The following is a 25,742-nucleotide window of genomic DNA, read 5'->3' on the forward strand; positions in this document are numbered from 1 at the left end:
GTCTTACACCTCTTTATTTACGCCCAATTATCGATTATCTTTAGATTTTCCTTTGAACAAGTGAATATGTTCTAGTGCTTTCCCTGTTCCGATCGCCACACAGTCAAGCGGATCTTCAGCAATAATGACCGGCATTTTTGTTTCATCACTAATGACTTTGTCAAGATTACGCAGCAATGCACCACCGCCTGTTAAAACGATTCCACGGTCCATAATATCTGCTGCCAGCTCAGGTGGCGTTTTTTCAAGTGTCATTTTGACCGCATCGACAATTGTTTCCACCGTATCGCGAAGCGCTTTTGCAATTTCTTCTGCCGTAATAGAGATCGTTTTTGGCAGACCTGTTAAAAGGTCACGGCCGCGAATGTCCATCTCATCATGTACGTCAGGCTGCGCAGAACCGATTTCCATTTTAATCGCTTCTGACGTGCGATCACCAATCATAAGATTATACGTTTTACGAATGTAGCTGCTGATCGCATCATCCATCTCGTCTCCTGCAACACGGATCGATTGAGATGTCACAATACCGCCAAGTGAAATAATGGCTACTTCTGTTGTACCGCCACCAATATCTACAACCATGCTTCCAGTTGGCTCCCATACAGGAAGGTTAGCACCGATTGCCGCAGCAAATGGCTCTTCAATAGGGTATGCGTCACGAGCACCAGCTTGTCTTGTTGCATCAATGACTGCACGCTCTTCTACTGCTGTAATACCAGATGGTACACACACCATCACGTACGGTTTACGAGCAAAAAGCCCTTTACCTTTTAATGCTTGATTAATGTAATATTTCATCATTGTTGCTGTCGTCTCGTAGTCTGCAATGACTCCGTCTTTCATTGGGCGCAGTGCCACAACATTACCAGGTGTACGACCGATCATGTTTCTAGCGTCATTTCCAACCGCCACTATAGACTTCGTATCAGTTTCCAAAGCTACGACCGAAGGTTCTCTCACAACAATGCCTTTTCCTTTAATAAAAACAAGCGTATTCGCTGTTCCAAGATCTATTCCAAGGTCTTTTGTACCAATTCCAAACATATGTATGTATCTTCCTTTCTTAAACCAAAATTCCCTTTAGGGAAAAACTCATAAACTCTATTATATCGTAAAACATTGAAAAAAAAAGTGTTACAAATACCCTTTTTCCTTCAAACTCACAAATTTTTGATCACCGATCACTAGATGATCAAGCAGCTGTATTCCAATCAGCTTCCCACATTCAAAAAGTCGCTGTGTGACTTCAATATCTTCCCTGCTGGGCGTCGGATCTCCAGATGGATGGTTGTGCACACATATAAATGAAGCGGCCGAACGTTTAAAGGCCTCTTTAAAAATTTCGCGCGGGTGAACAATCGACGAATTTAGACTTCCGATAAACACAGTATGTTTATGAAGAACTTGATTTTTGGTATTGAGATAAAGACAAACGAAATTCTCCTGCGTCAAAAATCTCATATCTTCCATCACAAAATTCGCACCATCCTCCGGCGTGCGGATCACATAACGATTGTCCGTCGTTTGATGGTGTAATCTAGTGCCGAGTTCTAAAGCAGCTAAAAGAGAGATCGCCTTCGCTTTTCCAACTCCTCGAATCTTTGACAATTCTTCAATCGAAGCTTCCTTCACAGAACGAAGACCACCAAATGTTTGTAAAAGTCTTGCGGACACTTGAAGAACTGATTCCTTTTTTGTGCCTGTTCTCAAAAGAATCGCGACAAGTTCATGGTTTGATAAGCTGCTTGGGCCATATTTGACAAATCGTTCGCGCGGCTTTTCATCATGAGGAAAATGCTTCAGCAGCATAGGGAAATGATTCAAGATCTACACTCCTTTTTTGATTCCTTCCCGTCATCAAAAAGGGGTGATACCAAATGTTTCAAGCACTCTGACTGTTTTAGCAATAGGGAGTCCTACAACGGAAAAATAATCACCGTCTATTTTTTGTACAAACAGGGCACCTTTTCCTTGAATGCCGTAGCTTCCAGCTTTATCAAGAGGCTCATCGGTTTCAATATAGCGGTCTATTTCATCTTGTGTAAGCGGCCAAAATGTCACGTCTGTCTGTTCATAAAATGTTTCTTTTCTATTCTCTGATTGAATCGTGACACCAGTCAAGACTTGATGTGTCTTACCTGACAATAATTGAAGCATTGAGGCTGCATCTTCCTTGTCTTTTGGCTTTCCAAGACATTTGCCATCAATTGCAACAATTGTATCTGCACCAATGATCACAGCTTTGGGATGTATTTTTTGAATATCATTTGCTTTTTGTTCTGCCAACCATTGGACGTTCTCAGCAGGAGAAAGGTTTCGATTTATTTCTTCTTTTAAATCACTTGCTTGAATGTCATAAGAAAACCCTGCTAAATCAAGCAATTCTTTTCTTCTAGGTGATTGAGATGCGAGTATTAACTGGTTCATGTTTGTTCATCCTTTCAGGGTTTAGCCTAAGAGGTAAGATACCCATTCATCCTATCAAATGAATATCTTACCGACAATTGACGAAAATGCAATTTTCATGTTCCTACATCATTATGTTGGAAGCAAAAGAAAAAAACTAGTCATTTTTTGACTAGTTTGGCTGTTAAAAACATGATTTTACGTATTTAGTTGATCTAATAGCGCTTGCTGAGATTTCCAGCCATTTTCAGCAGATGGATCATTTAAAAGCTGTACAGCTTTCAGCAAACTGCTTTTAGCTGGTGCATCGGTTGTTTTGGCATTTTCGAGTTCAGAAATCAGCTGAGTGACTTCTTTTTGATCCACATCATCTCCTGCAATCATCTTAGAGGATAAGACAGATGCCTTCTCTATTAAACCTGTCAGCTCATCCGGCACTTGAAACGAGAGCTCTTTTCCTCCCCATGCTTCAAAGTGCTGATCGATTAATTTTTTCCCAACGGCACTTGTCATGCCTTGTTCTGTGGCAAGCCCGGCAATCACATAATATCCATCATCCATTGATACCTTTTTACCTGCATATCCTGCCTCTTTTAAACTGTCAACTAAATCATCTGCTCCTTTTTCAGAAGAAAACTTTCCAGCCTGCACCACAAAGGTTGAAAAATGGCCTGATGCACTTTTTTCACCTTCATTGTCCTTTGACGTATCTGCAAGATCAGCCGGTGGTGCATCTCCCCCAGCTTTCGCCGAAGGCCCGCTTCCAGATGCTGAGACGCTGATATGATCGCCTCCTGATGGATTGGCAGATCCATCTTTACTTAAACTTAGTGCAAATACACCGAGGCCTGTCCCTAGAACGACTGCAAACACAATCGTTGTCATCACTCGTTTGAAGGGACCGCGGTTTTTACTGAACTTCTGGTCAAAAGAACCTTTTTTCTTTTGATAAGGTGTGACGACCTTTGGATCCGAATGGTAAATGTGATCAGCTGCATCGTCCCATTGAAAATCTTCTTCTTTCGGTTTGGACGGTTCTTCCTCGGAAGCGGCTGTCTCCTGTTCCGACTGCCTCTTTTCCTCCCAGTTCGAAAACGTCACTTGATCCCCTTGCTGTTTTTGAGGTTGATGATCTTCTTCATGCAGCATTTCTTCCTTGCCATTAATATTGACCTTTAACCCTTGTTTTTTTGCCTGCCTTTTTTTCACTGTCATTCCCCGCTTTCTGACATTGTTTGTAAGAAAGACCTTTCTGTCCAATGAAATAGCGCGAATGTAACCCGTCCTTCTTTCTGTTTCACACTTTAACATAGCCAATAAAAAAAAGAACAAGACTTTTGTCGGCAGGTTCAAAAAGTGTTCGCCAATTTTCTCATCCAAAAAAATGACCAATTGGGCTTAACAAATCACCACAAAAAAAGATAAAGCCAGAAAGAACAAGCGATGGCAGGAACAAAAGGAAAGGGTTCATTTGCCTTGTAAGAAAACACCTTTGCGTAAACCATTCCCGTGACAGACGAAAGAAAAAGAATGATCAGAAATGGCTTAAATCCGAAGCAAAATGCAAGCACACCAAATAGTTTGACATCCGCTCCCCCCATACTATTTGGCTTGAATTGTTCTAAACTATAAAACAAAAGAAGACAAATAAGAAGAGATGCCACTCCTTCCCACCAAATAAAAAGCGGTTCTTGCGTGCGGTATATGACGAAAAGAGGAAAAAAGAAGAGAAAGAGCTCGTTGGGTACTCTCATATAAAAAAGATCGCTCACGACAGCAATCACGAATAAACTACATAGACTCACAAGAAAAAGGCCCTCAAAAGAGAAACCAGCATGTCTATAAACGAGTAAAAAAAGGCCGCCTGTCAACAGCTCAACCAGTGGATAAAGCAAAGAGAGCCGGGTTCCACAATGCTTACATGACCCTTTCAATACAACATAAGAAACAAGCGGGAGCATGTCGTGAAAAGAAAGCGGCTCTTTACAAGCTCCGCAGTGTGAACGAGGAAAAAGAATAGACCGCTTCATTGGAAGCCTCTCACCAACTAGATGAAAAAATGACCCCATGACCATGCCTGAACAAAACATAAAAAAATCAATCAAATCAAGTCACTCCTTCCGGAAATAGAATAGACCGGATTGTACCATAGCGATTCACCTTTGATCACCTTGCGAAAAAGTGAATTTCCCCCTCTCCTACATATCAAAAAAAAAAGACGCACACTGCATAGAAGCAATTTGCGTCTTTTCCTTACTGTAAAATACGACTTCGTACATCTGAGATAAAATAAAGGGAACCTGTCACCAGAATCATTGCTGAAGGGTCATCTCTTTTCTTCTGAATGAAGTCAAGCACTGCACGAGGGTCTTCATCAAACGATTTTGCTTCTAAATGACTGCAATCATAAAGCTTTTCCGCTGATTCAGCTCTTGGAAAGTCAAAGGAAACAAAATGAATCGATGAACTAATCCTTTCAAGCTTTTCGATCATTTGTTTGTAAGGTTTATCTTTTAACGCACTAAAACATATATGAACCTGTTTACTAGAAAAATGAGCTTGTACAGTTTCGATTAAACGGTCCATTCCTTCTTCGTTATGAGCACCATCTAAATAAACAAGAGGCTCATCTTGGATCTTTTCAAATCTTCCAGCCCACACCGCTTGCCGAATTCCTTCATACACTTGCTCATCTAGCACATGGATATATCCTTCTTGCTCCAGCCATTCGATCAGTAGAACGGCAAGGGAGGCGTTCTGCCTTTGATGCGTTCCGATTAACCCTGTCTCTAGCTGCGAGTACTCCCTTTTTGGGGTAGTGAATGTGAAACGTTCTCCTGTTTCCGTCGGCTGCTGGTCCTTAAAGGTACAAGTATCATGTAACGAGATAAACGGCGCATTCTTTTCTTCGGCTTTGTGTTGAATCACAGTAAGAGCTTCCGCTTGATGAACGGCCGTGATCATCGGAATCCCAGCTTTAATAATGCCAGCTTTTTCTGCTGCAATCTGATCAAGTGTGTCGCCTAAAATGGCCATATGATCATGACCAATCGACGTAATTGCTGTTAAGATGGGCGCTGCCACATTTGTAGAATCAAGTCTTCCGCCAAGTCCTGTTTCCAAGAGGACAAAGTCTACTTGGTGCACATGGGCAAAATAAGCAAACGCACATGCTGTAATGATCTCAAACTCTGTTGCTGCACCAAGCTCTGTATCATCTAATTCATCAACTAAAGGCTTGATGTCGTTCACCAAACTCAGCCACTCTTCGTCCAAAATCGGCTCCCCATTTACACTAATTCGTTCATTGAATGTTAAAATAAATGGTGAGGTGAAGGTTCCAACTGAATAGCCCGTTGACTGTAAAATGGATCGAGTAAATGCAATCGTTGATCCTTTTCCATTTGTTCCAGCCACATGCACTGCTTTTATTTTTTGTTCAGGATGGTCTAGTCTGTCCATCAGCCATTTCATTCGTTCAAGTCCCGGTTTGACACCGAAAGCGAGTCTGCTATGAATCCATTCAATGGCTTCATGATAGGTTGTAAACAATGTCATCTCTCATTTCATACGAAATTTTCAAAAAAGACGACTCCAATTCATTAGGAGCCGTCTTTTCACTCTTATGCTTTCAGCTCTTCAATACGCTTTTGAACAGCTTCGCGTTTTGCGACATAATCACGTTCTTTCGCACGCTCTTCTTCTACGACACTTTCAGGTGCTTTTTTCATAAAACCTTCATTGCCAAGCTTTTTCTGAACTCGTTCCACTTCTTTTGTCAGTTTATCAAGCTCTTTTTGCAGACGGGCAATTTCTTCATCTAAGTTGATTAAGCCTTCAAGCGGCAGAATGAGTTCTGCTCCAGAAATAACAGCCGTCATCGCTTTATCACTAGCTGGGACATCTGTGCCAATTTCAAGAACACTTGGATTCGTGAAGCGCTCAATATATGAACGATTTTTCTCTAAACGTTCCTGAACATCAGACGTAGATGCTTTAATGTAAAGCTCAACTTGTTTGCTCATTGGTGTGTTGACTTCACTGCGAATGTTACGAACAGAGCGAATCAGTTCAACAAGCAGCTTCATGTCAGCAGAAGCCTGTTCATTTGAAAGCTCCGGCTTCACTTCAGGCCATGCCGCTACAGTAATGGACTCACCTTCATGAGGTAGATGTTTCCAGATTTCTTCTGTTAAGAACGGCATAAACGGATGAAGAAGTCTCATCGTTTGATCTAATACATACGCAAGGATCGAACGAGTCGTTTTCTTCGCTGCTTCATCTTCTCCATAAAGCGGAAGTTTCGCCATTTCAATGTACCAATCACAGAAATCATCCCAAATGAAGTTGTATAAATGTCTGCCCACTTCACCGAATTCATACTTGTCAGCAAGCTGTGTGACACTTTCAATCGTTTCATTTAAGCGTGTTAAAATCCATTGATCAGCAACTGATTTTTCTCCTGTTAAATCAAGCTCATCGTACGTTAAACCATCCATATTCATGAGAGCAAAACGGGATGCGTTCCAAATTTTGTTCGCAAAGTTCCAAGTGGATTCAACCTTTTCAAAGCTAAAACGTAAATCTTGACCTGGAGAGCTTCCAGTCGCTAAGAAATATCTCAATGAATCCGCTCCGTACTTGTCGATGACCTCCATTGGATCAATTCCGTTGCCAAGTGACTTACTCATTTTACGCCCTTGTTCATCGCGAATAAGACCGTGAATGAGGACATCTTTAAATGGTTTTTCTCCTGTGAATTCAAGACCTTGGAAGATCATACGAGATACCCAGAAGAAGATGATGTCATAGCCTGTTACAAGCAGATTGGTTGGGTAGTAGCGCTTGAAGTCTTCACTTTCTGCATCTGGCCAGCCCATTGTAGAGAAAGGCCAAAGCGCTGAACTAAACCATGTATCAAGTACATCGTTATCTTGCTCCCAGTTTTCAATATCTTCTGGCGCATCAAGTCCCACGTATACTTCCTTCGTTTCTTTATGATACCAAGCCGGGATGCGGTGTCCCCACCATAGCTGACGAGAAATACACCAGTCACGGATATTTTCCATCCAGTGTAAATACGTCTTTTCAAATCGGTCTGGAACAAATTGAACTTGCTCATCACCTTTTTGCAGATTGATGGCTTCATCTGCGAGCGGCTGCATTTTCACAAACCATTGTGTTGATAAATATGGCTCCACTACAGCGCCACTGCGCTCACTGTGACCAACTGAATGCATGTGGTCCTCAATTTTGAACAAAATGCCTTCTTCTTGAAGATCTTTCACAAGCTGTTTACGACATTCGAAGCGGTCCATTCCTTTGTATTGAAGTGCGTTTCCATTCATTGTGCCATCTTCATTCATCACAAGAATGCGCTCTAGGTTATGACGGTTTCCAAGCTCGAAGTCATTCGGGTCATGAGCCGGCGTTATTTTTACAGCTCCTGATCCAAATTCCATATCGACATAGTCATCCCCGACGATTGGAATCTCTCGGCCTGTAATTGGTAAAACAACTGTTTTCCCAATCAAATGCTGATAGCGTTCATCTTCAGGATGTACAGCGACTGCCGTATCTCCCAGCATCGTTTCAGGTCTTGTTGTCGCAATTTCAATCGAACCGGATCCATCTGCAAGCGGATATCTCAAGTGATAAAACGCTCCTTGCACATCCTTGTAGATGACTTCAATATCAGAAAGGGCCGTTTTTGTTGCTGGGTCCCAGTTAATGATGTATTCTCCGCGATAGATCAATCCTTTTTCATACAATTGAACAAACACTTGGCGGACTGCTTTATTCAAGCCTTCATCTAATGTAAAACGCTCACGCGAATAGTCTAGACCTAGACCCATTTTCGCCCACTGGCTGCGAATAAAATCGGCATACTCTTCTTTCCACTTCCACGTTTCTTCTACAAATTTTTCACGTCCGAGATCATAGCGGCTCACGCCTTCTTCGCGAAGCTTTGCCTCTACCTTTGCTTGTGTTGCAATACCCGCATGGTCCATTCCTGGCAGCCATAAAACATCATAGCCCTGCATCCGTTTCATACGAGTCACGATGTCTTGAAGGGTTGAATCCCAAGCATGCCCTAAGTGTAATTTTCCTGTCACGTTTGGTGGAGGAATGACGACTGTATATGGATCTTTCGTTTTGTCATTTTGTGCTTCGAAGAATTTCCCTTCAAGCCAGTACGTATAGCGGTCTTTTTCAATCGCATTTGGATCGTACTTTGTTGGCATTTCTTGATTATTTGTTTCCATTTGTGTTACCTCCACATTTTTTCGGCTGATGAAACATAAAAAAAGCCTTCTCATCCTTATAAAAGGACGAAAAAGCTTTTTCGCGGTACCACCTTTTTTCACGAAACACTTAGACGTGTCCCGTACTCTCTAAAGGATAACGGGGATCTCCCGAATTTCTCTACTACATGTTTCAAGAAATTAAGCTCACAGGCGACCTTCCAAACAAGTGCATCCTAGAAAACCTTTCAGCTATTGGTTTCCCTCTCTTTAGGGTCTTGCTCGTACTCTTCCTGATCCACGCTTACGATATATCACGTTCATCAGCTTATACTCATCTTTTATTAATATTACTAAATGCCTTTTGTTTTCGTCAATCATCTTTTCCGCTTTTCTTCTTCTTTATACAAATTGGGCAGGCACCCTTTGCTTTATTGCCCATATGATAATAACAAAATAAAGAAGGAGGGCGTTTTATTTTGAAAAAGATCAATCCTTACACACTCCCCCCATGGCTTAGACAAATTCGGGCAGTTGCCTCCCAAGTCGTTCTCCCGATTGCCATATTTCAAGGCTTTCGCACGATCATTTTTCCCACAACATTTGACGTCCTCATCTTAGGAATTCTCATATTTCTCGCCTGTGCCTTTCATCTTGATTGGTTTTAAGAGAGCTGAAAGCTGCAGGCTCACTCTTATGTAACGATTACCCCATATTAGACATTTGACAGCAAACTACCTCGTCACTCTTCTGATGACGAGGCATTTTGTTCTTCTTCAAGGCGTCTAGCTTGCTCAATTTCGTGTATTTTCATGACGATCGGCTCAGAATTTTTCATTTGCCAATACGCCCTTAACAGCTCCTGACAACTTTCCATCTCATCCTGTCCGCCTGCTTCATAGGCTTTCACCGTATCAAACAAACCCTGCGGATAAGCGAGGTAGCTCAAGAACAAATGAATCTCTTCCTCACGAAGTTTATTTCCCTTTTGATACGTATAAAACAAAGATGTGCATTCAGGACAAGGAGTAGGGTAGGTTTTGAATGTGCGATAGTAAAAGGTCAAAAGGTCATAAATGGGGGCTGCCTTTTTGGACCGCTCAAAATTGGTGAAATGTCCTGTACCTACATCATTGTACAAAAAGTGATGGATCGACAATTGCCCATGGTTTAACACAATACGTGTCGTCTCTTGGTCTTTCATTTCCTCATGCCAATCCTCTAAACGTTCAAGTGCAAATTCACTTGCAGACATCGCTTCTGAAAAATACATAGCAGCAGCCAGCTCAAATGGCGACATATACCATGTTTGTTCTGCCCGCTCGATAAATCGTTCATACATGTCTTTCTCTGTTTCCCATTTGCTTTTCATTTGGGTGTAGTGAGCCTCTATTTCCTGCTCAGTAATGTCCATCATGACTTCTGTTCGTTTATGAAGTCTTGCAATCTCTTGAAATAAATATTCATGTTTATCGTCCTGCTCTTCTCTCTTTTCATTCGTCAGCCATGGCATAAGGTAATACGTGTACTGGCTTTCTCGTTGATTTGAGAAAAAGGAACCGCTCTTCGTGCGATAAATCGGCACAAAGGAGCGATAGCCTTTTGATTCTAGTTCAAGCATTTGCTCTGTAAATTGCATTTGTCGATGGGGTTTTACTCGCTTTAGTGCAAATACGCCCTGCTTTGTATACACTCTAACGACAGCTGGACTGACAGGTTCGATATATTCAGCCTCAAGCCCATATTCGTATAGGACAGATTGGATTTCATCCACGTTCTCTCACCACATTTTCTCGGTCCATCATCTCATACTATGCATTGCTTTTTTGATATTCAGGAATATAAAGAATCTGCCCTTCTTCAAGCTCTGCATCCACCGACAATGAATTCGTTCGAAGGAGCTGCTGCACATTCAACTGATATCGCTCACAAATACGATCGACCGTATCTTCTTGCTGAACTATACATATTTTCATGCGAGAAAAATCTTCCTCCTCCTGCTTAGCGAACAGCTTCGTTAAATAAAGAGAATTCTCACTGCCAGACGCTTCTCTCTGGTCATGTTCAAACTCCTCAGCTTCTTGAGCTGATTCATACACCTTTGGTGCTTCACGTTCATATAATCGTTCGAACTGATAGCTGTCATCCCGCTCTTCCTGCGTCTGTTCCATCTGATGAGCAGGTGATTCAAAGGCTGGATAAGCTGGCGGCTCTTCTTCTTCCTTGCTCTCTGCTTCAGGGTCTTTCCTCACTTCCACCTCAAAGAACGTATCATCCCGCTCCTCTTCTTCTAACAGTTTAGGCGGGTCAAAGAATGGCGGCTCTTGTACTTGAGCTTCTGGGAAGGAACGATACCCAAGCGCCACGGCTTCTTCTTCCTCATATTCCTCCTCTTCTTCTGCTTCTTCCACCATCACCGTCTCGATGTCTATTTCATCCTCTTCTTGTTCAGTTCGCGCTTCATGTTGCAAAACGGCCTGCTGTTCTGCATTTTCTTCATGCTCTTCACGTGGCAGCATTTCTTGCTCTTCATATTCAGACTGCGCCTGATATTCATAAGTGACATCGCCATATTCCTCTTCAGCACGATGGACAAATTCATATGGCTCTTCTACAAGCGGTTCAGGCGTTCCTTCATCTAACAGACCTTCAATGGCCAAATCAGCCTGAATCGTGAGCAAACGGCTTTCTGTCAGCTGGTAATCAAATGCATCAATAAACACAAATACATCATTTAAATGACTAATTTTGTTCTTGGGGATCGTGATATCCACCGGAAATTGATGCAGCAGCTCAGCCGTTCCGTCCTCTCTTACCTTCACCTCATCAGCCTGCCTGTATGATGCATAGGAACTGGATTCACCCATTAGCTCCTCTTGATTTATGTTGTATTCTCCTGTTAGCTCGAGTGAACCTCTAATGGAAACATAATCATTCACTTCTTGAACGAGAATGTCAGGATCGAGAGAAATTGACAGCAACTCACTGACTTCCTGTCCGTTTTTGAAATAAATGGACTCTTCTACCGAAAACTGTAATCGATTGTTTTGAGACAAGTCGGTGTCCTCCTTTCATCTAATCCTTCAAAATAAAATTAGATGTCAATACAGGTGTATGAAAGAGGCGGTGAAAATATGATTGGTTTTATGCAAAGCAAAAAGCCGATATGTCTCCATATCGGCTTTTGGTTACTGAGCTAATTTTTGAAATACCTTTTCAACTGTCTCAATCGTATACTCGATGTCTTCATCCGTATGAGCAGTTGATAGGAACAGCCCTTCGAATTGTGAAGGTGGAAGGAAGATGCCGTGATCAGCCATTTCCTTGTAGAATTCAGCGAATAAAGCGAGGTCAGCTGTTTTCGCTGTATCGTAATTGACGACTTGTTCGTTTGTAAAGAAGAATCCAATCATGGAACCTGCACGGTTAAATGTTAGTGGAATCCCATGTGCTTTCGCCGCTTTTGAAATGCCTTCTTCCAAACGATCTCCTTTGCGTCTAAACTCTTCATAAGACTCAGGTGTCAGCTGTTTTAATGTTTCAAGACCTGCTGTCATCGCAAGCGGGTTACCGGATAACGTTCCTGCTTGATAAATCGGGCCGCTTGGCGCAATTTGTCTCATAATGTCCGCTCTACCGCCATAGGCACCAACTGGCAGACCGCCTCCGATGACTTTACCAAGACATGTCAGATCAGGCGTAATGCCAAAATAGCCTTGTGCACAATGATAATCCACACGGAAGCCTGTCATGACCTCATCAAAAATGAGTAAAGAGCCATATTGCTCAGTGATGTCTCTCAATCCTTGCAAGAAACCTTCCTGCGGAGGGACAACACCCATATTTCCTGCAACTGGTTCTACAATGACACCTGCAATGTCGTCTCCAAATTCTTCAAAAGCGACTTTGATGCTTTCTAAATCATTGTATGGAACGGTGATCGTATTGCTTGCTGTACCTTCAGGGACACCAGGGCTATCCGGAAGTCCAAGCGTTGCCACACCCGAACCAGCTTTAATAAGCAAAGAATCACCGTGGCCATGATAACAGCCTTCAAATTTCACAATTTTGTTTCTGCCTGTAAAACCACGTGCTAGACGAAGCGCACTCATCGTCGCCTCTGTTCCAGAGCTGACCATACGAATGACCTCAATAGAAGGAACTCGTTCTGATACAAGCTTAGCTAATTCATTTTCAACTAAAGTAGAAGCACCGAAGCTTGTACCATGTTCAGCTACTCGTTGAATACTTTCAACCACACGGTCATTTGTATGCCCTAAAATAAGCGGTCCCCACGATAAGACATAATCAATATATTCATTTCCGTCAATATCGTATATTTTTGCGCCTTTGCCTCGTTCCATAAAAATCGGGTCTGTATTGACTGATTTAAATGCGCGCACAGGGCTGTTCACACCACCCGGCATTAACTGCTGCGCTTCTTTAAATGCTTGCTTTGACTTTTCATAGCTACGTCCCATTTCAATGTCCTCCTGTCTATCCGTTCTTTATTCTGAGAGCCATTTCGCTGCATCTTTTGCATGATACGTAATGATTAATTCTGCGCCTGCACGTTTCATGCTAGTCAGCATTTCAAGAACAAGCTCTTTTTCAGAAATCCACCCATTTTGAGCTGCTGCTTTGACCATTGCATACTCTCCGCTCACATTGTACGCAACAACAGGAAGTGTAAATTCATTTTTCACATCACGCATGATATCTAAGTATGAAAGTGACGGCTTCACGATCAGGAAGTCAGCGCCTTCTTCTACATCAGACTGCGCTTCTCTCAGTGCTTCTAAGCGGTTTGCAGGGTCCATTTGATACGTTTTACGATCTCCAAATTGCGGTGTGCTATGCGCCGCATCACGAAACGGACCGTAAAAAGCACTTGCATATTTCACAGCATATGACATGACAGGCACATGAACAAAGCCGGCCTCATCAAGCGCCTCACGAATTGCAAGCACAAAGCCATCCATCATATTTGATGGAGCAATGATATCTGCACCTGCACGAGCCTGACTGACAGCGGTTTTCGCTAAGAGCTGAAGAGATTCATCATTTAAAATTTCTCCATCTTCAACGATTCCGCAATGTCCGTGATCTGTATATTGGCATAAGCAAGTATCAGCAATGACCACAAGCTCTGGGAAATGCTTTTTGATTTCAAGCGTTGCTTTTTGAACGATCCCATGATCGTGATAAGCTTCACTGCCTACATGGTCTTTATGGTCTGGTACCCCAAAAACAATGATAGATTTAATCCCAAGGTCAACAAGCTCTTGGACTTCTTCTTTCACAAGATCAACTGAAATGTGATAGACACCCGGCATTGAAGGGACTTCTTTCCGGACATTCTCTCCCTCTACAAAAAAGATGGGATAAATGAAATCAGAGGGTCTTAAAAATGTTTCTCTCACCAATTCTCTCATTCCTGCGCTTGTACGCAATCTGCGGTGTCTGTTAAATTTCATCATTGGTTCAACTTCCTTTCAGATAAACGGCACATTAAATCAAGCATCCCGTCTATCGTATAAGTATCTGGGGTTTCAGAAGAAATCCCGTATTGAAGCAGTGCCTCTTGTGTAAGAGGACCGATGCTCACAAAACATGTGTCTGATGCAGCTAATCTATCGATATCAGCCTCCATGGCGTGCATAAAAGAATGAACAGTGGAGGAGCTTGTAAATGTAATAAAATCAAATGATTGCTCCATCATTGCCGACTTGAGTGCGATAATTCCGTCCTCATCCTTCACTGTTTCATATATAATCCACTCTTTTACGTCAATGCCAAGCGGAACGAGGGTATTCTTCACCACATCTCGTGACAGGTGGCCTTTTGCTACAAAGACACATTCTTCTGGGTGTACATGTTCAATTAAAGCATCTGCCAGTTCCTCTGCTATAAATCGCTCTGGAACCACATCCACTTTTAAGCCGTGCTGCATCAGATAGGCAGATGTTTTTTCACCTACAGCCGCCACTTTCAAGTGGGATAAGCTTTGATGTAATTGATGCTTCTCTATATAACTGAGAAAAAAAGACGCACCATTTACACTTGTAAACACAAGCCAATGGCTTGCTTCTAAGTCTTCTAAAAATGCCTTCGCTTTTTCTTTTGTAAGCGTTGGTTCAAACCTGATAAGAGAGGTTAAAACAGCATGGCCGTTCAGCGCTTCAATTTTCTGCTGAAACGCACCCGCTTGACGTTCATTTCGAGTGACAAGCACCGTCTGTCCGTAAAGCGATTTGGCTATCGTCATTGGGAAGACAGATCCTTTTTCACCTTGTCGATCAAATCCTTTGCTCCCTTATCAGCCATGTGCTTCGCACATGCTGTTCCGATTGCCTCAGGGTCAGTACCTGTTACGGTTTCTCGAATAATCGTATGCCCATCCGCAGATGCCACAAGACCTGTCAATTCAATTTCATCACGCTCATTCATCGTTGCGTAACCAGCGATCGGCACTTGACAGCTTCCATCCATTTGCTTAAGGAAGGCTCTTTCAGCAAGGACCGTTTTCTTTGTATACTCATTTGTGAATTGAGCTAACAGCTGCAAGAGCTCTTCGTCATCTCCGCGGCATTCTATCGACAATGCGCCCTGCCCCACAGCAGGAAGGCAAGTATCAGGAGATAAAAATTCCGACACGACTTCTTGACTCCAACCCATTCTAGACAATCCGGCAGCCGCTAGAATAATCGCATCATATTCTTCATTTTTCAGTTTTTCGAGTCTCGTATCAATGTTTCCACGGATCCATTTAATCTCAAGATCTGGTCTCTCCTGAAGAAGCTGAGCACTGCGCCGTAAGCTGCTCGTTCCCACAACCGCTCCCTTTGGCAGTTCATGAAGTCGGAGATGATCCTTTGAAATCAATGCATCCCGCACATCTTCACGCTCAGGAATACAGCCGATGACTAAACCTTCTGGAAGAGAAGCCGGCATATCTTTCATGCTGTGTACTGCCATATCGATGTCATGGTTCAGCATTGCCTGTTCAATTTCTTTAACAAACAGACCTTTTCCGCCAACCTTTGATAAGGTCACATCTAAAATTTGATCACCCTTTGTCACAATCTCTTTAATTTCAAAAGAATAAGAAGGGTTTAGTTCAGACAACTTTTGAATGACCCATTTTGTTTGTGTAATCGCAAGTTTGCTTCGTCTAGAACCTACTTTAATTGTACGCATTACGTCTTCCTCCCGACAATGCCCTTAAGACTCATCATTATTGAAACCAATGAAAGGTTGATAAGCTACCAAGCAGAAAATAATTGATCATCAGCACAAGAAATGAAGCGACATTCCAACGCGCCACGATTTTGCCTTGCATATTTCTCACCAGTCTAATGTATAAGTAAAAGCCGTATAAAAACAGCATAATAAACGAACCGAGCACCTTTGCATCTGTCCAGTACAACGTATCATACGAAATATATGCCCATATAATGCCAAGAATCAAACTAAGCAAGAGCATCGGTACGCCAATAATATTTAAGACATACGCCATATGATCAAGCTTTGATAAATCTTCAATTCTCAAAAGCCATTTTCCCCATTTTTTCTTTTTCAGCAAACGATATTGAAATAGATAGAGTAGTGAAAAAGCAAATGAAAGTGAAAAAGCGCCGTATGATAAAATGGCCATCGTAATATGAATGACGAGCAGCTCACTCGTCAGCTTTCCCGTCAGTTCGGCAGAATGAAGATCGGATGGTGTAAAGGTGTGAATCGCCATCATGGAAAAACCAATTACATTTGTAAAAAAGACAATAAATTCAACGCGTAATACTTTTGTCAAAACGAGTGACAATGTCACAAGCACCCACGTATAAAAATATAACCCCTCTGCTACATTCAACACAGGGAATCGGTCTGTTTCCATCATAATATAAAACATGTAGACTGTTTGCAGCAGCCAGACAATAGAAAGCAACCAGAAAGCCATTTTTCCAGCCTTCCGGTTGTGTTGAAGAAAATCTATGAAATAGAACAAGACACTGAGTGCATAGATCAAGATCGTCGCTTCGCCTAGTCTCGCTACAATGGATTCCATCATCGCCTAATCACTCACTGGCAACTGTAGCAAGGCCTTGTGCCATATTTGATTTGAACAGTTGAAATGCCCCTTGCTCCACCTGCATCGGCTCTGCCTTTTGCTCTTCATCTTCAACCTGTAAATCAAAGATTTCTTTAAAGAGTAAAAGTTTTTCCTCTGCATTCGGCTCCCCGGCAATTTCTTTGGCCTTTAAGATAGGATCTTTCAGCATTTGATTGATGATGCTTTTCGTATGTTTATTTAACAGCTTCATTTCACGATTTGTGAGGTTTGGAAGCTTTCGTTCGATGCTTTGCATCGTATCCGCTTGAATCGAAAGTGCTTTTTCTCTTAAAGCAGAAATCACAGGAACCACTCCGAGCGTATTAAGCCATTGCTTAAATTCCACAATTTCAGCTTCGATGAGAAGCTCCACCTCTTCAGCTACTGCACGTCGCTCTTTCAGGTTGGCTGCCACAATCCCCTCAAGGTCATCAATGTCATACAAAAAAGCACCTTCTACTTCAGAAATAGCTGGATCTAAATCACGCGGTACTGCAATATCCACCATGAATAGAGGTCTGCCTTTTCTCTGTTTGTTCGCTTTTTCGACCATTTCTTTTGTAATCACAAATTGTTTAGCCCCAGTAGAGCTAATTAAAATATCCGCTTCAGATAATGTCTTTTCTAATTGATTCAAGCTCTTAGGCTCTCCTGAAAAACGGCCGGCCAGTTCTTTGGCCTTTTCGAACGTTCGATTGATAACTGTTACCTGGCCAATCCCTTGACCTTGAAGGTTTTGAGCCGCCAGCTCGCCCATTTTACCCGCACCAAGAATAAGGACATGCTTATCAGAAAGACGTCCAAAGATTTTTTTGGCAAGTTCCACTGCCGCATAGCTGACAGATACAGCATTAGACGCAATATCTGTTTCCGCATGAGAGCGCTTCGCAACTGTTACCGCCTGCTTAAATAAATAATTGAAAACGGTACCAATGGTCTTATCCTCTTGAGCAACTTTAAAGCTTGAGCGCACTTGACCGAGTATTTGTGTTTCACCAATGACCATAGAATCAAGTCCACAGGCAACCCGGAATAAATGCTCAACCGCTCCATCATTTTCATAAAACTTCAAATATGGAGAGACATCTTCTTTTTCTAAACCGAACCAATCTGCTAAAAATCTTTTTATATAAAACCGACCAGTATGAAGCTGATCTACAACTGCGTAGATCTCTGTTCGATTACATGTTGAGATGACGATATTCTCTAGAATGCTTTTTTCTTCTTTAAGCTTGGACATCGCTGTTCCGAGCTCGCTCGGTTCAAAGCTCAGCTGTTCCCGTATCTCAACAGGGGCTGTTTTATAATCTAAACCCACAACAAGAATATGCATAACTTCAGCTTGCACCCCCAACGCCCTGTCTAATTTATAATAATTACAATATAGAATTTATTATTTATAATGATTATAACATATATTCATTTTTAACTGGATAAAAATTGTGAACAGATTTCAAAAATGTTGTGATATAGTAGAAAAATGTTCGACATCGAATGCCATATCATCACTTCAAGCAATTTATCAGATTTGGCGCGTGCGGACAAATGATCTGCTTATAAGAAGGTGACATCTTTGAAGAAGAAATCTATTTTGCTGCCGCTCACTTTGCTGGCTGTAGCGCTATATGCCATTCTCTCAGGAGATCAATTTGACATTTGGAAATATCAGGAGAAATGGTATACACTTGTACTGCTTTTTGGCCTTGCTTTCTTATATCAAGGAAAGAAGGAACAGGAAACCTCTCATGTGTTTATCGGTATGCTCATGACAGGCCTTGCGCTACACTTTATCCTTCAGCCGAAATTAGAACACTGGCCAGATACATTTACGATGATTGTGTTCATCGTCGGCCTCGCACTTTTGATGAAATCATCACAGAAAAAGGAATATCGAATAGAAAGTGTTGTTCTCATTGCACTCGGTCTATTCCTTTATTTCTTTCAACAAATTACGAAGCAACTTAGCACACTTTCGATCCCTACTTCCGGTTTTGAATTGTACTGGCCATATGTATTGATTGCCGTCAGTCTCCTCTTATTATTTTTAAAAAGGAAATAACTTATACAATATAATTGTTTGATAAGCCATCAATTGGATGTTTTATAATACACATCTTACGAGAAGAATAAGATCCAGTTTAACTGATATAGACGACAATAACCGCCTTATCTGCAGTTGCTTGTGTAGCAACATTTTGCAGGTAAGGCGGTTTTGTTTTTCTCCCATTTTTATGGTTTCGTCTTAAGTTCATTTTCATCAGGTAATCTAAATCCAAATTCTTTTTCCCATAAATCATTTCCGCTATCAAACATTTCATTTAGTATATCCACTTCATCAGCTTGATTCCCAAATCCAGCATCATGAGCTAAAATAATGCCGAAATACGACATACAATCGTAATAATAGTTTTGTGGTAACAGCATATGTAAATGCCAAACCTCATCAATTTCAGTATTTGGGGCAAAAGAACAATCGGGATATTTTTTGATCATGAACCAAAATTTTTTGTATTGATCTACTAATCGAGTAACATTCTCTTTATCCATTCCTTCAAAATAGTAACCAAACTTCAAACATGCTTCTACTAAGTCCACCGAAAAGTCAGGATAACTCACTTTATCCATTCATTGAATTCCCCTTTTTAAAATATTTTTTAGAATCAAAAATCGAATGATTCCTATACAAAGACATAATGGAATGATGTAAGAAATATTGAAAATTTTAGAACTTTCCAACATGAATGTAATCACTGTAATGATTAATATCGTTCCTAGCTGATTCAATGTATTCATACCTGCAAGTGCCATACTTCTATAGTGAGGATCAAAAACAACTAAAAAAGATGCTTTGATTAAGCTCATAAACAACGGGTTAATGAGTGTCAAAATAAAAAAACCAATTAAAAACAGTGAACTATCGGGCGCTAAAATCATTAGAATTAACCCAAACATAAGATATATCGTTATAAGATAGATTTTCGAATGTATTTTTTGTATATCCATTCTTCGGATCAATAGATTTCCTAGTAAAACCGATACTCCGCCAATTAGCCAAAATAATGATACAGTAAGATCACTTGCCGAAAACGTTTCTTTCAGAATAATAAACGAATAATTCATTACTACAGGTAAAAACATCCCATCAATAAACATGATGCACAAATAACTCTTTGGTACTTTTTTAAATATTTCAACATTCGCGAAAGATATACTTTCGATTTTCAACTGGGCAACAATTGGATACAAATACTCATAAACCAACAAACCAATAAAAAAGAGCAGAAAAACAAGATACATTTCTGATCCAAAGAATATAAACAAAATTGGTCCACTAAAGAAACCAATTGTTTTAGCTGAGAGTAAAAACATATTACGATATGCAATATCTTTATGGGGTTGATTGGATAAAAACATGTTAAATCCCGATTCTAAAATAAACGATAAGCCATTTATAAAAAATTGAAAAGCAAGCATTAAAAAAAACATTAGATTAAATAATTGATTGTTTAAAGCAAAAAACGAAGCAAGGGTTAGGATAGACAATGTGGTGACGAAAAATTTTGCTGTGTATCTAGAAAAAACTTTAAATAAATAGTTGCTCACAATATTACTTAAAATAAACGAAAAGCCACCAATCAGATACATACTGCCTGCATAAAAATAGGAACCAGTCATCTCAAAGAAATAAAGAGGCAATCCAGTCCAAACTAATGCCCCTATGAAAACAATCATAGTATCCAAATAAACTAATGTACTCACTCTACTAATATTCATGTACACTATTCCTTATTTAAGTGTTAAGAAACAGAGATTCTAAAAAACCTCTGTTTCTCATCATACTCTCTTACTTTTTCTTTAATTCCTTTTGCATTTCTTTCATTTCATTTAGCGAGTAATTATAGCATGTTCTCGCTTTCAGTTTTGATTGTTTTTCCTTCATTTCATTTAGTGAGTAATTGTAACAAGTTCTTGCTTTTAATTTCATTATTACCACTCCTATCTGAAATATTTTCAATATCATATTACCGTAATTGATTTTATTTGTAAATATGGAAATTAATTATAATTTAGCATCTATTTAATAAACTTTCGGCATTCAATAATTTCTAGAAACAGAACGAATTTAAACTTAATCGTTTTCCTTCAAGTTCTACGTTTTTCTCAGCATATGAAAAAAAGTTGTAAGAAAACAAATGTTTTCTTACAACTTTTTATTATCTTCTTAGCTGTTAATCTTCGCAAGGATCGCATTCCAAGCTTCATCTTTTCCCTTTTTTGTTTCAGAAGAGAAAAGGATTAATTCATCTGAAGGGTCAATGTCGAGTGTCTGTTTGACGACTTTCACATGCTTTTCCCATTTGCCTTTTGGAATTTTATCGGCCTTTGTCGCAATAATGATCACAGGAACTCCATAATATTTAAGGAATTCATACATGTTCACATCATCTGCGGATGGCTTATGACGCAGATCCACAATTTGGACGACTGCTTTTAACTCTTCACGCATTGTAATATACGTTTCGATCATTCTCCCCCATGCTTCGCGCTCTGTTTTTGATACTTTTGCAAAGCCATAACCTGGGACGTCCACAAAATGGAGCATATCATTAATAATGTAAAAATTAAGCGTCTGGGTCTTTCCTGGTTTAGAAGACGTACGCGCTAAATTTTTCCGATTAATCAATGAGTTAATGAACGAGGACTTTCCAACATTTGATCGTCCAGCAAGTGCGATCTCAGGCAGTCCCCCGCTCGGGTACTGCTCTGGTTTCACCGCACTAATGACGATATCTGATTTTGTTACTTTCATCTTCCCTCTCCTACTAACGCTTTCTCAAGCACCTCATCTAAATGTGAAACCGGAATAAAAGTTAATCCTTCTCTCACACTTTCAGGAATATCATCAATATCCTTCTCATTGTCCTTTGGAAGAATAATCGTTTTCAGTCCTGCACGATGTGCGCCTAATGCTTTTTCTTTTAATCCGCCAATCGGAAGCACTCTTCCTCTTAACGTAATTTCTCCTGTCATGCCAACCTCTTTTGAAACAGGACGTCCTGTGAGTGCTGATACAAGAGCCGTCGCAATGGTAATACCAGCTGATGGCCCGTCCTTTGGAACCGCACCCTCTGGAACATGGATATGAATATCGTGCTTTTCATTAAATTGAGGATCAATGTTCAGTTCATCTGCTTTTGAACGGATATAACTGAATGCCGCCTGCGCAGATTCTCTCATGACATCACCGAGCTTACCTGTTAGCAAAAGCTTGCCTTTACCCGGCGAGAGTGAGACCTCAATGGACAAGGTGTCTCCGCCAACTGAGGTATATGCAAGGCCTGTGACAACGCCGACCTGATCGGTCGTTTCCGCCTGACCATAACGGTAAAGTCTTTTTCCGAGGAATTCAGATAAGTTCTTTTCCGTCACTGTGATGCGTTTGCGGTCTTCAGCCACAATTGCTCTTGCCGCTTTTCGGCAAATCGCCGCAAGCTGACGCTCTAATCCGCGGACTCCTGCTTCTCTCGTGTAATAGCGAATCATATCGTAAATCGCTGCTTCACGAAGCTGCAAGTTCCCTTTCTTTAATCCGTGCTCCTTTAGCTGCTTCGGCAGAAGGTGATCTTTCACAATTTCTGCTTTTTCAACTTCCGTATACCCTGCAATCGTGATAATCTCCATTCTATCACGAAGTGGACCTGGAATGGTTGCTAAATTGTTGGCAGTTGCGATAAATAACACTTGAGACAAATCAAATGTCTCTTCAATATAGTGATCGCTAAAGTTATGATTTTGCTCTGGATCTAACACTTCAAGCATCGCAGAAGACGGATCTCCTCTAAAGTCAGAAGACATTTTATCAATTTCATCTAAAAGAAAGACCGGATTCATCGTGCCCGCCTTGCTCATCCCGCGAATGATACGGCCAGGCATCGCACCTACATAGGTTCTTCGATGACCACGGATCTCAGATTCATCACGTACACCGCCAAGAGAGATACGGATAAACTTTCGATCGAGTGATTTGGCAATGGATTTAGCAAGTGACGTCTTCCCTACCCCAGGAGGTCCTGCCAAGCAAAGAATCGGTCCCTTTAATGAATTTGTTAGTTTTTGAACAGCAAGATATTCGAGTACCCGCTCTTTTACTTTTTCAAGCCCGTGGTGCTCGTCATCTAAAATTTCGCTTGCAAGCTTTAAATCTAGACGATCTTCTGTATATGTGCCCCACGGCAGATTGATCAGCCAATCAATATAATTGCGAATGACAGAACTCTCAGCAGAGCTTGAAGGGATTTTTTCATAACGGTTCAGTTCTTTTAAAGCCGTTTCACGAACGGAATCTGGCATGCCGGACTCTTCAATTTTAGCCATAAGCGTACTGACTTCGCCTGTTTTCCCCTCTTTGTCTCCAAGCTCTTTTTGAATAGCTTTCATTTGTTCGCGCAAATAATATTCTTTTTGCGTTCGCTCCATTGAACGTTTGACACGCTGGCCAATTTTCTTTTCAATCTCTAGCACTTCTTTTTCATTGTGAATGAGACTGATGACCCGGTTCAACCGTTTTTTGACATCGACAGTTTCCAGCACTTCTTGCTTGTCTTTTAATTTCAAAGGCAGGTGGGAAGCGACGATATCCGCCATTCTTCCAGGTTCTTCAATATCCGTCACCGTTGCATATGTTTCAGCTGAGATTTTTTTTGAAATTTTTATGTACTGATCAAAGTGATCTAACAAAGTGCGCATGAGTGCTTCTGCTTCTGCGTCCTTTAATTCTTCTTCTGTCAACTCTTTAATATCGACTGACGTATAGTCTTCTAGCTCCATGTAGGATTCGATCTGCGCTCGATTTAAGCCTTCGACGAGCACACGGATCGTTCCATTTGGCAGCTTCAGCATTTGTTTAATTTTTGTGTAGGTGCCGACTTTGAAAATTTCCTCTTCACCTGGTTCATCTATTGAAATTTCCCGCTGTGTTGCTAGAAAAATCATATGATCGTTCATCATGGCCTGTTCTAATGCTTGAACAGACTTTTCGCGCCCAACGTCCAAATGCAAGACCATTGTTGGATAAACAAGCAAGCCTCGCAGCGGAAGAAGCGGAACATTCTTTTTGATTTCATCTGCCATGTTGATAGACACCTCCGTCACTAGTATGAATCATTATAATATACCTGTTTCAGTCTTGTACAATGTAAAAGACTTGAGAAATGATGATCTTACCGTAGTATACCCTTTCTTTTTATCTTGAAAAAGAAAAAAAGATCTATTTCACTAAAAAATCCCCATATGAGATGGGGATTAAACAGATTTCCTTTTCATTTCTTCTTCTAGTCCATCTTTCTTCTCATCTGGCGGATTCACCAAACACTGATCCAGCACTTCTTGGAAGTGCTTCACAGGCACAATCGTCACCCCTTCAATCTCTTTTAAGATCGACTGCTGATTGTCATAAGGGATGATCACTGTTTTGACACCTGCTTGTTTGGCTGCCTTGATTTTTGGTATGACACCGCCGATCGGCTTCACCTGACCTTGTAATCCAATCTCACCGGTCATCGCCGTTAAATGATCAATCGGGATTTGATGAATGGCTGAGAAAATGGCTGTGGCCATCGCAATTCCAGCAGACGGCCCATCAATCGGGGCACCAGCCGGAAAATTAATGTGGATATCATATTCATTTGTTCGTATGCCTAAGTTTCGAAGCACGGTTAATACATTTTCAACTGAGCCCTTCGCCATACTTTTCCGTCTGATCGATTTAGACTGATTGCCGATGCTTTCTTCTTCCGCAATACCTGTAATATTGATACTGCCTTTTTCAAGCGCTTTACAAATGTTCACTTCAATTTCAAGCAGAGCCCCGCTGTTCGGTCCATACACGGCAAGACCATTTACTACTCCTACCTTTGGCTTTTCCGGTACTTTTTGTTCATATCTTGGTGTCAGCTGGCTTGAATGAATGACCCATTCTACATCGGCGATCGTAATATCCTTTCGGTTTTCAGTGACAGCCATACCTGCGGCGATCTGTACCATGTTGACCGCTTCACGTCCATTTTTCACATAAGATGTTAACAGGTTCAGTCCTTCGTCACTTAATTCCTTCTGTATTTTCTCGACTGCTTTAGCTGCAACAATTTTCAGCTCATGCTGATCCAAATCCTTGAAGAAAATCTCCAAACATCTTGATCGAATAGCCGGCGGAATTTCGTCTGGTGTTCTTGTCGTGGCGCCAATCAGTCGAAAATCAGCGGGTAACCCATTTTGAAAAATATCATGGATGTGATTCGGGATCTGCGTATTTTCTTCACTGTAATAAGCACTATCTAAAAACACTTTTCGATCTTCTAGCACTTTGAGCATTTTGTTCATTTGAATCGGATGCAGTTCTCCAATTTCATCGATAAAGAGAACGCCCCCATGAGCATGTGTGACGGCTCCTTGTTTTGGCTGCGGAATGCCGGCCTGCCCCATGGCCCCTGCTCCTTGATAAATGGGATCATGTACGGAACCAATCAAGGGGTCTGCGATGCCTCGTTCATCAAATCTTGCCGTTGTGGCATCAAGCTCAACAAATACTGCATCTTTTTTAAATGGTGAATCAGCGTGACGCTTCGCCTCTTCCATCACTAGACGGGCAGCAGCTGTTTTTCCAACACCAGGCGGCCCGTAGACGATGACATGTTGCGGGTTCGGTCCACACAGGGCTGCTTTTAGTGCACGTATACCGTCTTCCTGCCCTACAATATCTTGAAACCCCTTTGGCCGGACTCTCTCTGATAAAGGTTCACTCAGTTTAATGGATCGCATCTTTCTGAGTGCTTCCATTTCTTTCTTTGATTCTTTATCGATCGTCACCTTTTGTGTGCGCTGATTTTTCAGTAAGTTCCAAAAGTACAACCCGATGACGATACCAAAGAACAGTTGTATGAATAATACGATTCCTGTCCAGCTCAATCGGTGCTCCCTCC

Annotated in this window: 23 protein-coding genes and 1 other annotated feature; of the genes, 2 read left to right on the top strand and 21 right to left on the bottom strand. The window is 41.2% G+C overall.

Translation table 11 applies throughout. The annotated features are described in order from the left end of the window. Positions 1-27: 27 nt before the first annotated feature. From NST15_RS12680 to NST15_RS12710, 7 genes are all read right to left on the bottom strand, one after another. Positions 28-1,047, bottom strand: a complete 1,020-nt coding sequence (locus tag NST15_RS12680) for a rod shape-determining protein (protein WP_007501538.1) — start codon at positions 1,045-1,047, stop codon at positions 28-30. A 90-nt stretch (positions 1,048-1,137) separates the two neighbouring features. Beyond that, positions 1,138-1,812: a DNA repair protein RadC gene (gene radC / locus NST15_RS12685; protein ID WP_026050121.1), complete on the bottom strand. Its 675-nt coding sequence runs from the start codon at positions 1,810-1,812 to the stop codon at positions 1,138-1,140. Positions 1,813-1,860: 48 nt separating this feature from the next. Next, entirely contained in the window at positions 1,861-2,430 is a 570-nt protein-coding gene (locus NST15_RS12690) for a Maf family protein (RefSeq protein WP_056705862.1), read from the bottom strand. Positions 2,431-2,607: 177 nt separating this feature from the next. Continuing rightward, positions 2,608-3,801: an SPOR domain-containing protein gene (locus tag NST15_RS12695; protein ID WP_019743432.1), complete on the bottom strand. Its 1,194-nt coding sequence runs from the start codon at positions 3,799-3,801 to the stop codon at positions 2,608-2,610. 14 nt (positions 3,802-3,815) lie between these two features. Next, positions 3,816-4,499: a prepilin peptidase gene (locus NST15_RS12700; protein WP_317329496.1), complete on the bottom strand. Its 684-nt coding sequence runs from the start codon at positions 4,497-4,499 to the stop codon at positions 3,816-3,818. Positions 4,500-4,662: 163 nt separating this feature from the next. Further along, the gene (locus NST15_RS12705) at positions 4,663-5,967 is read right to left on the bottom strand and encodes a folylpolyglutamate synthase/dihydrofolate synthase family protein (RefSeq protein WP_342498570.1); all 1,305 of its coding nucleotides are present in this window, start codon (positions 5,965-5,967) and stop codon (positions 4,663-4,665) included. Between the two features lie 65 nt (positions 5,968-6,032). Next, positions 6,033-8,675: a valine--tRNA ligase gene (locus NST15_RS12710; RefSeq protein ID WP_342498571.1), complete on the bottom strand. Its 2,643-nt coding sequence runs from the start codon at positions 8,673-8,675 to the stop codon at positions 6,033-6,035. A 59-nt stretch (positions 8,676-8,734) separates the two neighbouring features. After that, positions 8,735-8,964: a binding site (T-box leader), on the bottom strand. Between the two features lie 166 nt (positions 8,965-9,130). Between NST15_RS12710 and NST15_RS12715 the strand changes: the two genes are divergently transcribed. Further along, positions 9,131-9,322: a hypothetical protein gene (locus NST15_RS12715; protein WP_024718406.1), complete on the top strand. Its 192-nt coding sequence runs from the start codon at positions 9,131-9,133 to the stop codon at positions 9,320-9,322. Positions 9,323-9,396: 74 nt separating this feature from the next. Here NST15_RS12715 and ysxE read toward each other — a convergent pair whose 3' ends face one another. From ysxE to hemA, 8 genes are all read right to left on the bottom strand, one after another. Beyond that, the gene (gene ysxE, locus NST15_RS12720; RefSeq protein ID WP_255835821.1) at positions 9,397-10,428 is read right to left on the bottom strand and encodes a spore coat protein YsxE; all 1,032 of its coding nucleotides are present in this window, start codon (positions 10,426-10,428) and stop codon (positions 9,397-9,399) included. Between the two features lie 37 nt (positions 10,429-10,465). Continuing rightward, on the bottom strand, positions 10,466-11,710 hold the full coding sequence (locus tag NST15_RS12725) for a LysM peptidoglycan-binding domain-containing protein (RefSeq protein WP_342498572.1): 1,245 nt from the start codon (positions 11,708-11,710) through the stop codon (positions 10,466-10,468). A gap of 132 nt (positions 11,711-11,842) precedes the next feature. After that, a complete protein-coding gene (gene hemL, locus NST15_RS12730; RefSeq protein WP_008342821.1) occupies positions 11,843-13,135 on the bottom strand; it encodes a glutamate-1-semialdehyde 2,1-aminomutase in 1,293 nt (430 codons plus the stop codon). 27 nt (positions 13,136-13,162) lie between these two features. Then, complete coding sequence (hemB, locus tag NST15_RS12735; protein WP_025207726.1) at positions 13,163-14,134, bottom strand: porphobilinogen synthase; 972 nt, start codon at positions 14,132-14,134, stop codon at positions 13,163-13,165. Next, complete coding sequence (locus NST15_RS12740; RefSeq protein WP_008342826.1) at positions 14,131-14,922, bottom strand: uroporphyrinogen-III synthase; 792 nt, start codon at positions 14,920-14,922, stop codon at positions 14,131-14,133. Before NST15_RS12740 ends, hemB begins: the two co-directional genes overlap by 4 nt. Further along, complete coding sequence (gene hemC, locus NST15_RS12745) at positions 14,919-15,854, bottom strand: hydroxymethylbilane synthase (protein ID WP_058213889.1); 936 nt, start codon at positions 15,852-15,854, stop codon at positions 14,919-14,921. Before hemC ends, NST15_RS12740 begins: the two co-directional genes overlap by 4 nt. Before the next feature lie 37 nt (positions 15,855-15,891). Continuing rightward, positions 15,892-16,722 carry a cytochrome c biogenesis protein gene (locus NST15_RS12750; protein WP_008342830.1) on the bottom strand — a complete coding sequence of 277 codons (831 nt, stop codon included), beginning with the start codon at positions 16,720-16,722 and terminating at the stop codon, positions 15,892-15,894. Between the two features lie 7 nt (positions 16,723-16,729). Beyond that, positions 16,730-18,097 (bottom strand): glutamyl-tRNA reductase, encoded by a 1,368-nt coding sequence (gene hemA, locus NST15_RS12755; protein ID WP_058213890.1) that lies wholly within the window; start codon positions 18,095-18,097, stop codon positions 16,730-16,732. Positions 18,098-18,337: 240 nt separating this feature from the next. Here hemA and NST15_RS12760 point away from each other — a divergent pair, with 240 nt between their 5' ends. Continuing rightward, a complete protein-coding gene (locus NST15_RS12760) occupies positions 18,338-18,823 on the top strand; it encodes a hypothetical protein (RefSeq protein WP_058213891.1) in 486 nt (161 codons plus the stop codon). Between the two features lie 170 nt (positions 18,824-18,993). Here NST15_RS12760 and NST15_RS12765 read toward each other — a convergent pair whose 3' ends face one another. The 6 genes from NST15_RS12765 to lonB all read right to left on the bottom strand — a co-directional run bounded on the left by NST15_RS12765 (position 18,994) and on the right by lonB (position 25,728). Further along, complete coding sequence (locus NST15_RS12765; protein WP_035701766.1) at positions 18,994-19,389, bottom strand: hypothetical protein; 396 nt, start codon at positions 19,387-19,389, stop codon at positions 18,994-18,996. Further along, positions 19,390-20,538, bottom strand: a complete 1,149-nt coding sequence (locus tag NST15_RS12770; protein ID WP_035701769.1) for an MFS transporter — start codon at positions 20,536-20,538, stop codon at positions 19,390-19,392. A gap of 70 nt (positions 20,539-20,608) precedes the next feature. Further along, a complete protein-coding gene (locus tag NST15_RS12775) occupies positions 20,609-20,749 on the bottom strand; it encodes a hypothetical protein (protein ID WP_017367733.1) in 141 nt (46 codons plus the stop codon). Between the two features lie 237 nt (positions 20,750-20,986). Further along, positions 20,987-21,574: a ribosome biogenesis GTP-binding protein YihA/YsxC gene (gene yihA, locus NST15_RS12780; RefSeq protein WP_035701772.1), complete on the bottom strand. Its 588-nt coding sequence runs from the start codon at positions 21,572-21,574 to the stop codon at positions 20,987-20,989. Then, positions 21,571-23,895 carry an endopeptidase La gene (gene lon / locus NST15_RS12785; RefSeq protein WP_008342837.1) on the bottom strand — a complete coding sequence of 775 codons (2,325 nt, stop codon included), beginning with the start codon at positions 23,893-23,895 and terminating at the stop codon, positions 21,571-21,573. Before lon ends, yihA begins: the two co-directional genes overlap by 4 nt. Positions 23,896-24,066: 171 nt before the next feature. Further along, positions 24,067-25,728: an ATP-dependent protease LonB gene (gene lonB, locus NST15_RS12790; RefSeq protein WP_007501566.1), complete on the bottom strand. Its 1,662-nt coding sequence runs from the start codon at positions 25,726-25,728 to the stop codon at positions 24,067-24,069. Positions 25,729-25,742 lie beyond the last annotated feature (14 nt).

The organism is Bacillus sp. FSL R5-0820, from assembly GCF_038593385.1.
In the GTDB taxonomy this organism is placed as follows: domain Bacteria; phylum Bacillota; class Bacilli; order Bacillales; family Bacillaceae; genus Bacillus; species Bacillus altitudinis.

What these genes read in the sequence shown, in the direction of transcription:
- NST15_RS12710 (WP_342498571.1), bottom strand. Translation starts at nt 8,675, where the DNA reads ATGGAAACAAATAATCAAGAAATGCCAACAAAGTACGATCCAAATGCG.
- hemL (WP_008342821.1), bottom strand. Translation starts at nt 13,135, where the DNA reads ATGGGACGTAGCTATGAAAAGTCAAAGCAAGCATTTAAAGAAGCGCAG.
- NST15_RS12750 (WP_008342830.1), bottom strand. Translation starts at nt 16,722, where the DNA reads ATGATGGAATCCATTGTAGCGAGACTAGGCGAAGCGACGATCTTGATC.
- hemA (WP_058213890.1), bottom strand. Translation starts at nt 18,097, where the DNA reads ATGCATATTCTTGTTGTGGGTTTAGATTATAAAACAGCCCCTGTTGAG.
- NST15_RS12765 (WP_035701766.1), bottom strand. Translation starts at nt 19,389, where the DNA reads ATGGATAAAGTGAGTTATCCTGACTTTTCGGTGGACTTAGTAGAAGCA.
- NST15_RS12680 (WP_007501538.1), bottom strand. Translation starts at nt 1,047, where the DNA reads ATGTTTGGAATTGGTACAAAAGACCTTGGAATAGATCTTGGAACAGCG.
- NST15_RS12700 (WP_317329496.1), bottom strand. Translation starts at nt 4,499, where the DNA reads ATGTTTTGTTCAGGCATGGTCATGGGGTCATTTTTTCATCTAGTTGGT.
- NST15_RS12775 (WP_017367733.1), bottom strand. Translation starts at nt 20,749, where the DNA reads ATGAAATTAAAAGCAAGAACTTGTTACAATTACTCACTAAATGAAATG.
- NST15_RS12740 (WP_008342826.1), bottom strand. Translation starts at nt 14,922, where the DNA reads ATGACGATAGCCAAATCGCTTTACGGACAGACGGTGCTTGTCACTCGA.
- NST15_RS12770 (WP_035701769.1), bottom strand. Translation starts at nt 20,538, where the DNA reads ATGAATATTAGTAGAGTGAGTACATTAGTTTATTTGGATACTATGATT.
- yihA (WP_035701772.1), bottom strand. Translation starts at nt 21,574, where the DNA reads ATGAAAGTAACAAAATCAGATATCGTCATTAGTGCGGTGAAACCAGAG.
- NST15_RS12705 (WP_342498570.1), bottom strand. Translation starts at nt 5,967, where the DNA reads ATGACATTGTTTACAACCTATCATGAAGCCATTGAATGGATTCATAGC.
- hemC (WP_058213889.1), bottom strand. Translation starts at nt 15,854, where the DNA reads ATGCGTACAATTAAAGTAGGTTCTAGACGAAGCAAACTTGCGATTACA.
- hemB (WP_025207726.1), bottom strand. Translation starts at nt 14,134, where the DNA reads ATGATGAAATTTAACAGACACCGCAGATTGCGTACAAGCGCAGGAATG.
- lon (WP_008342837.1), bottom strand. Translation starts at nt 23,895, where the DNA reads ATGGCAGATGAAATCAAAAAGAATGTTCCGCTTCTTCCGCTGCGAGGC.
- radC (WP_026050121.1), bottom strand. Translation starts at nt 1,812, where the DNA reads ATGCTGCTGAAGCATTTTCCTCATGATGAAAAGCCGCGCGAACGATTT.
- NST15_RS12690 (WP_056705862.1), bottom strand. Translation starts at nt 2,430, where the DNA reads ATGAACCAGTTAATACTCGCATCTCAATCACCTAGAAGAAAAGAATTG.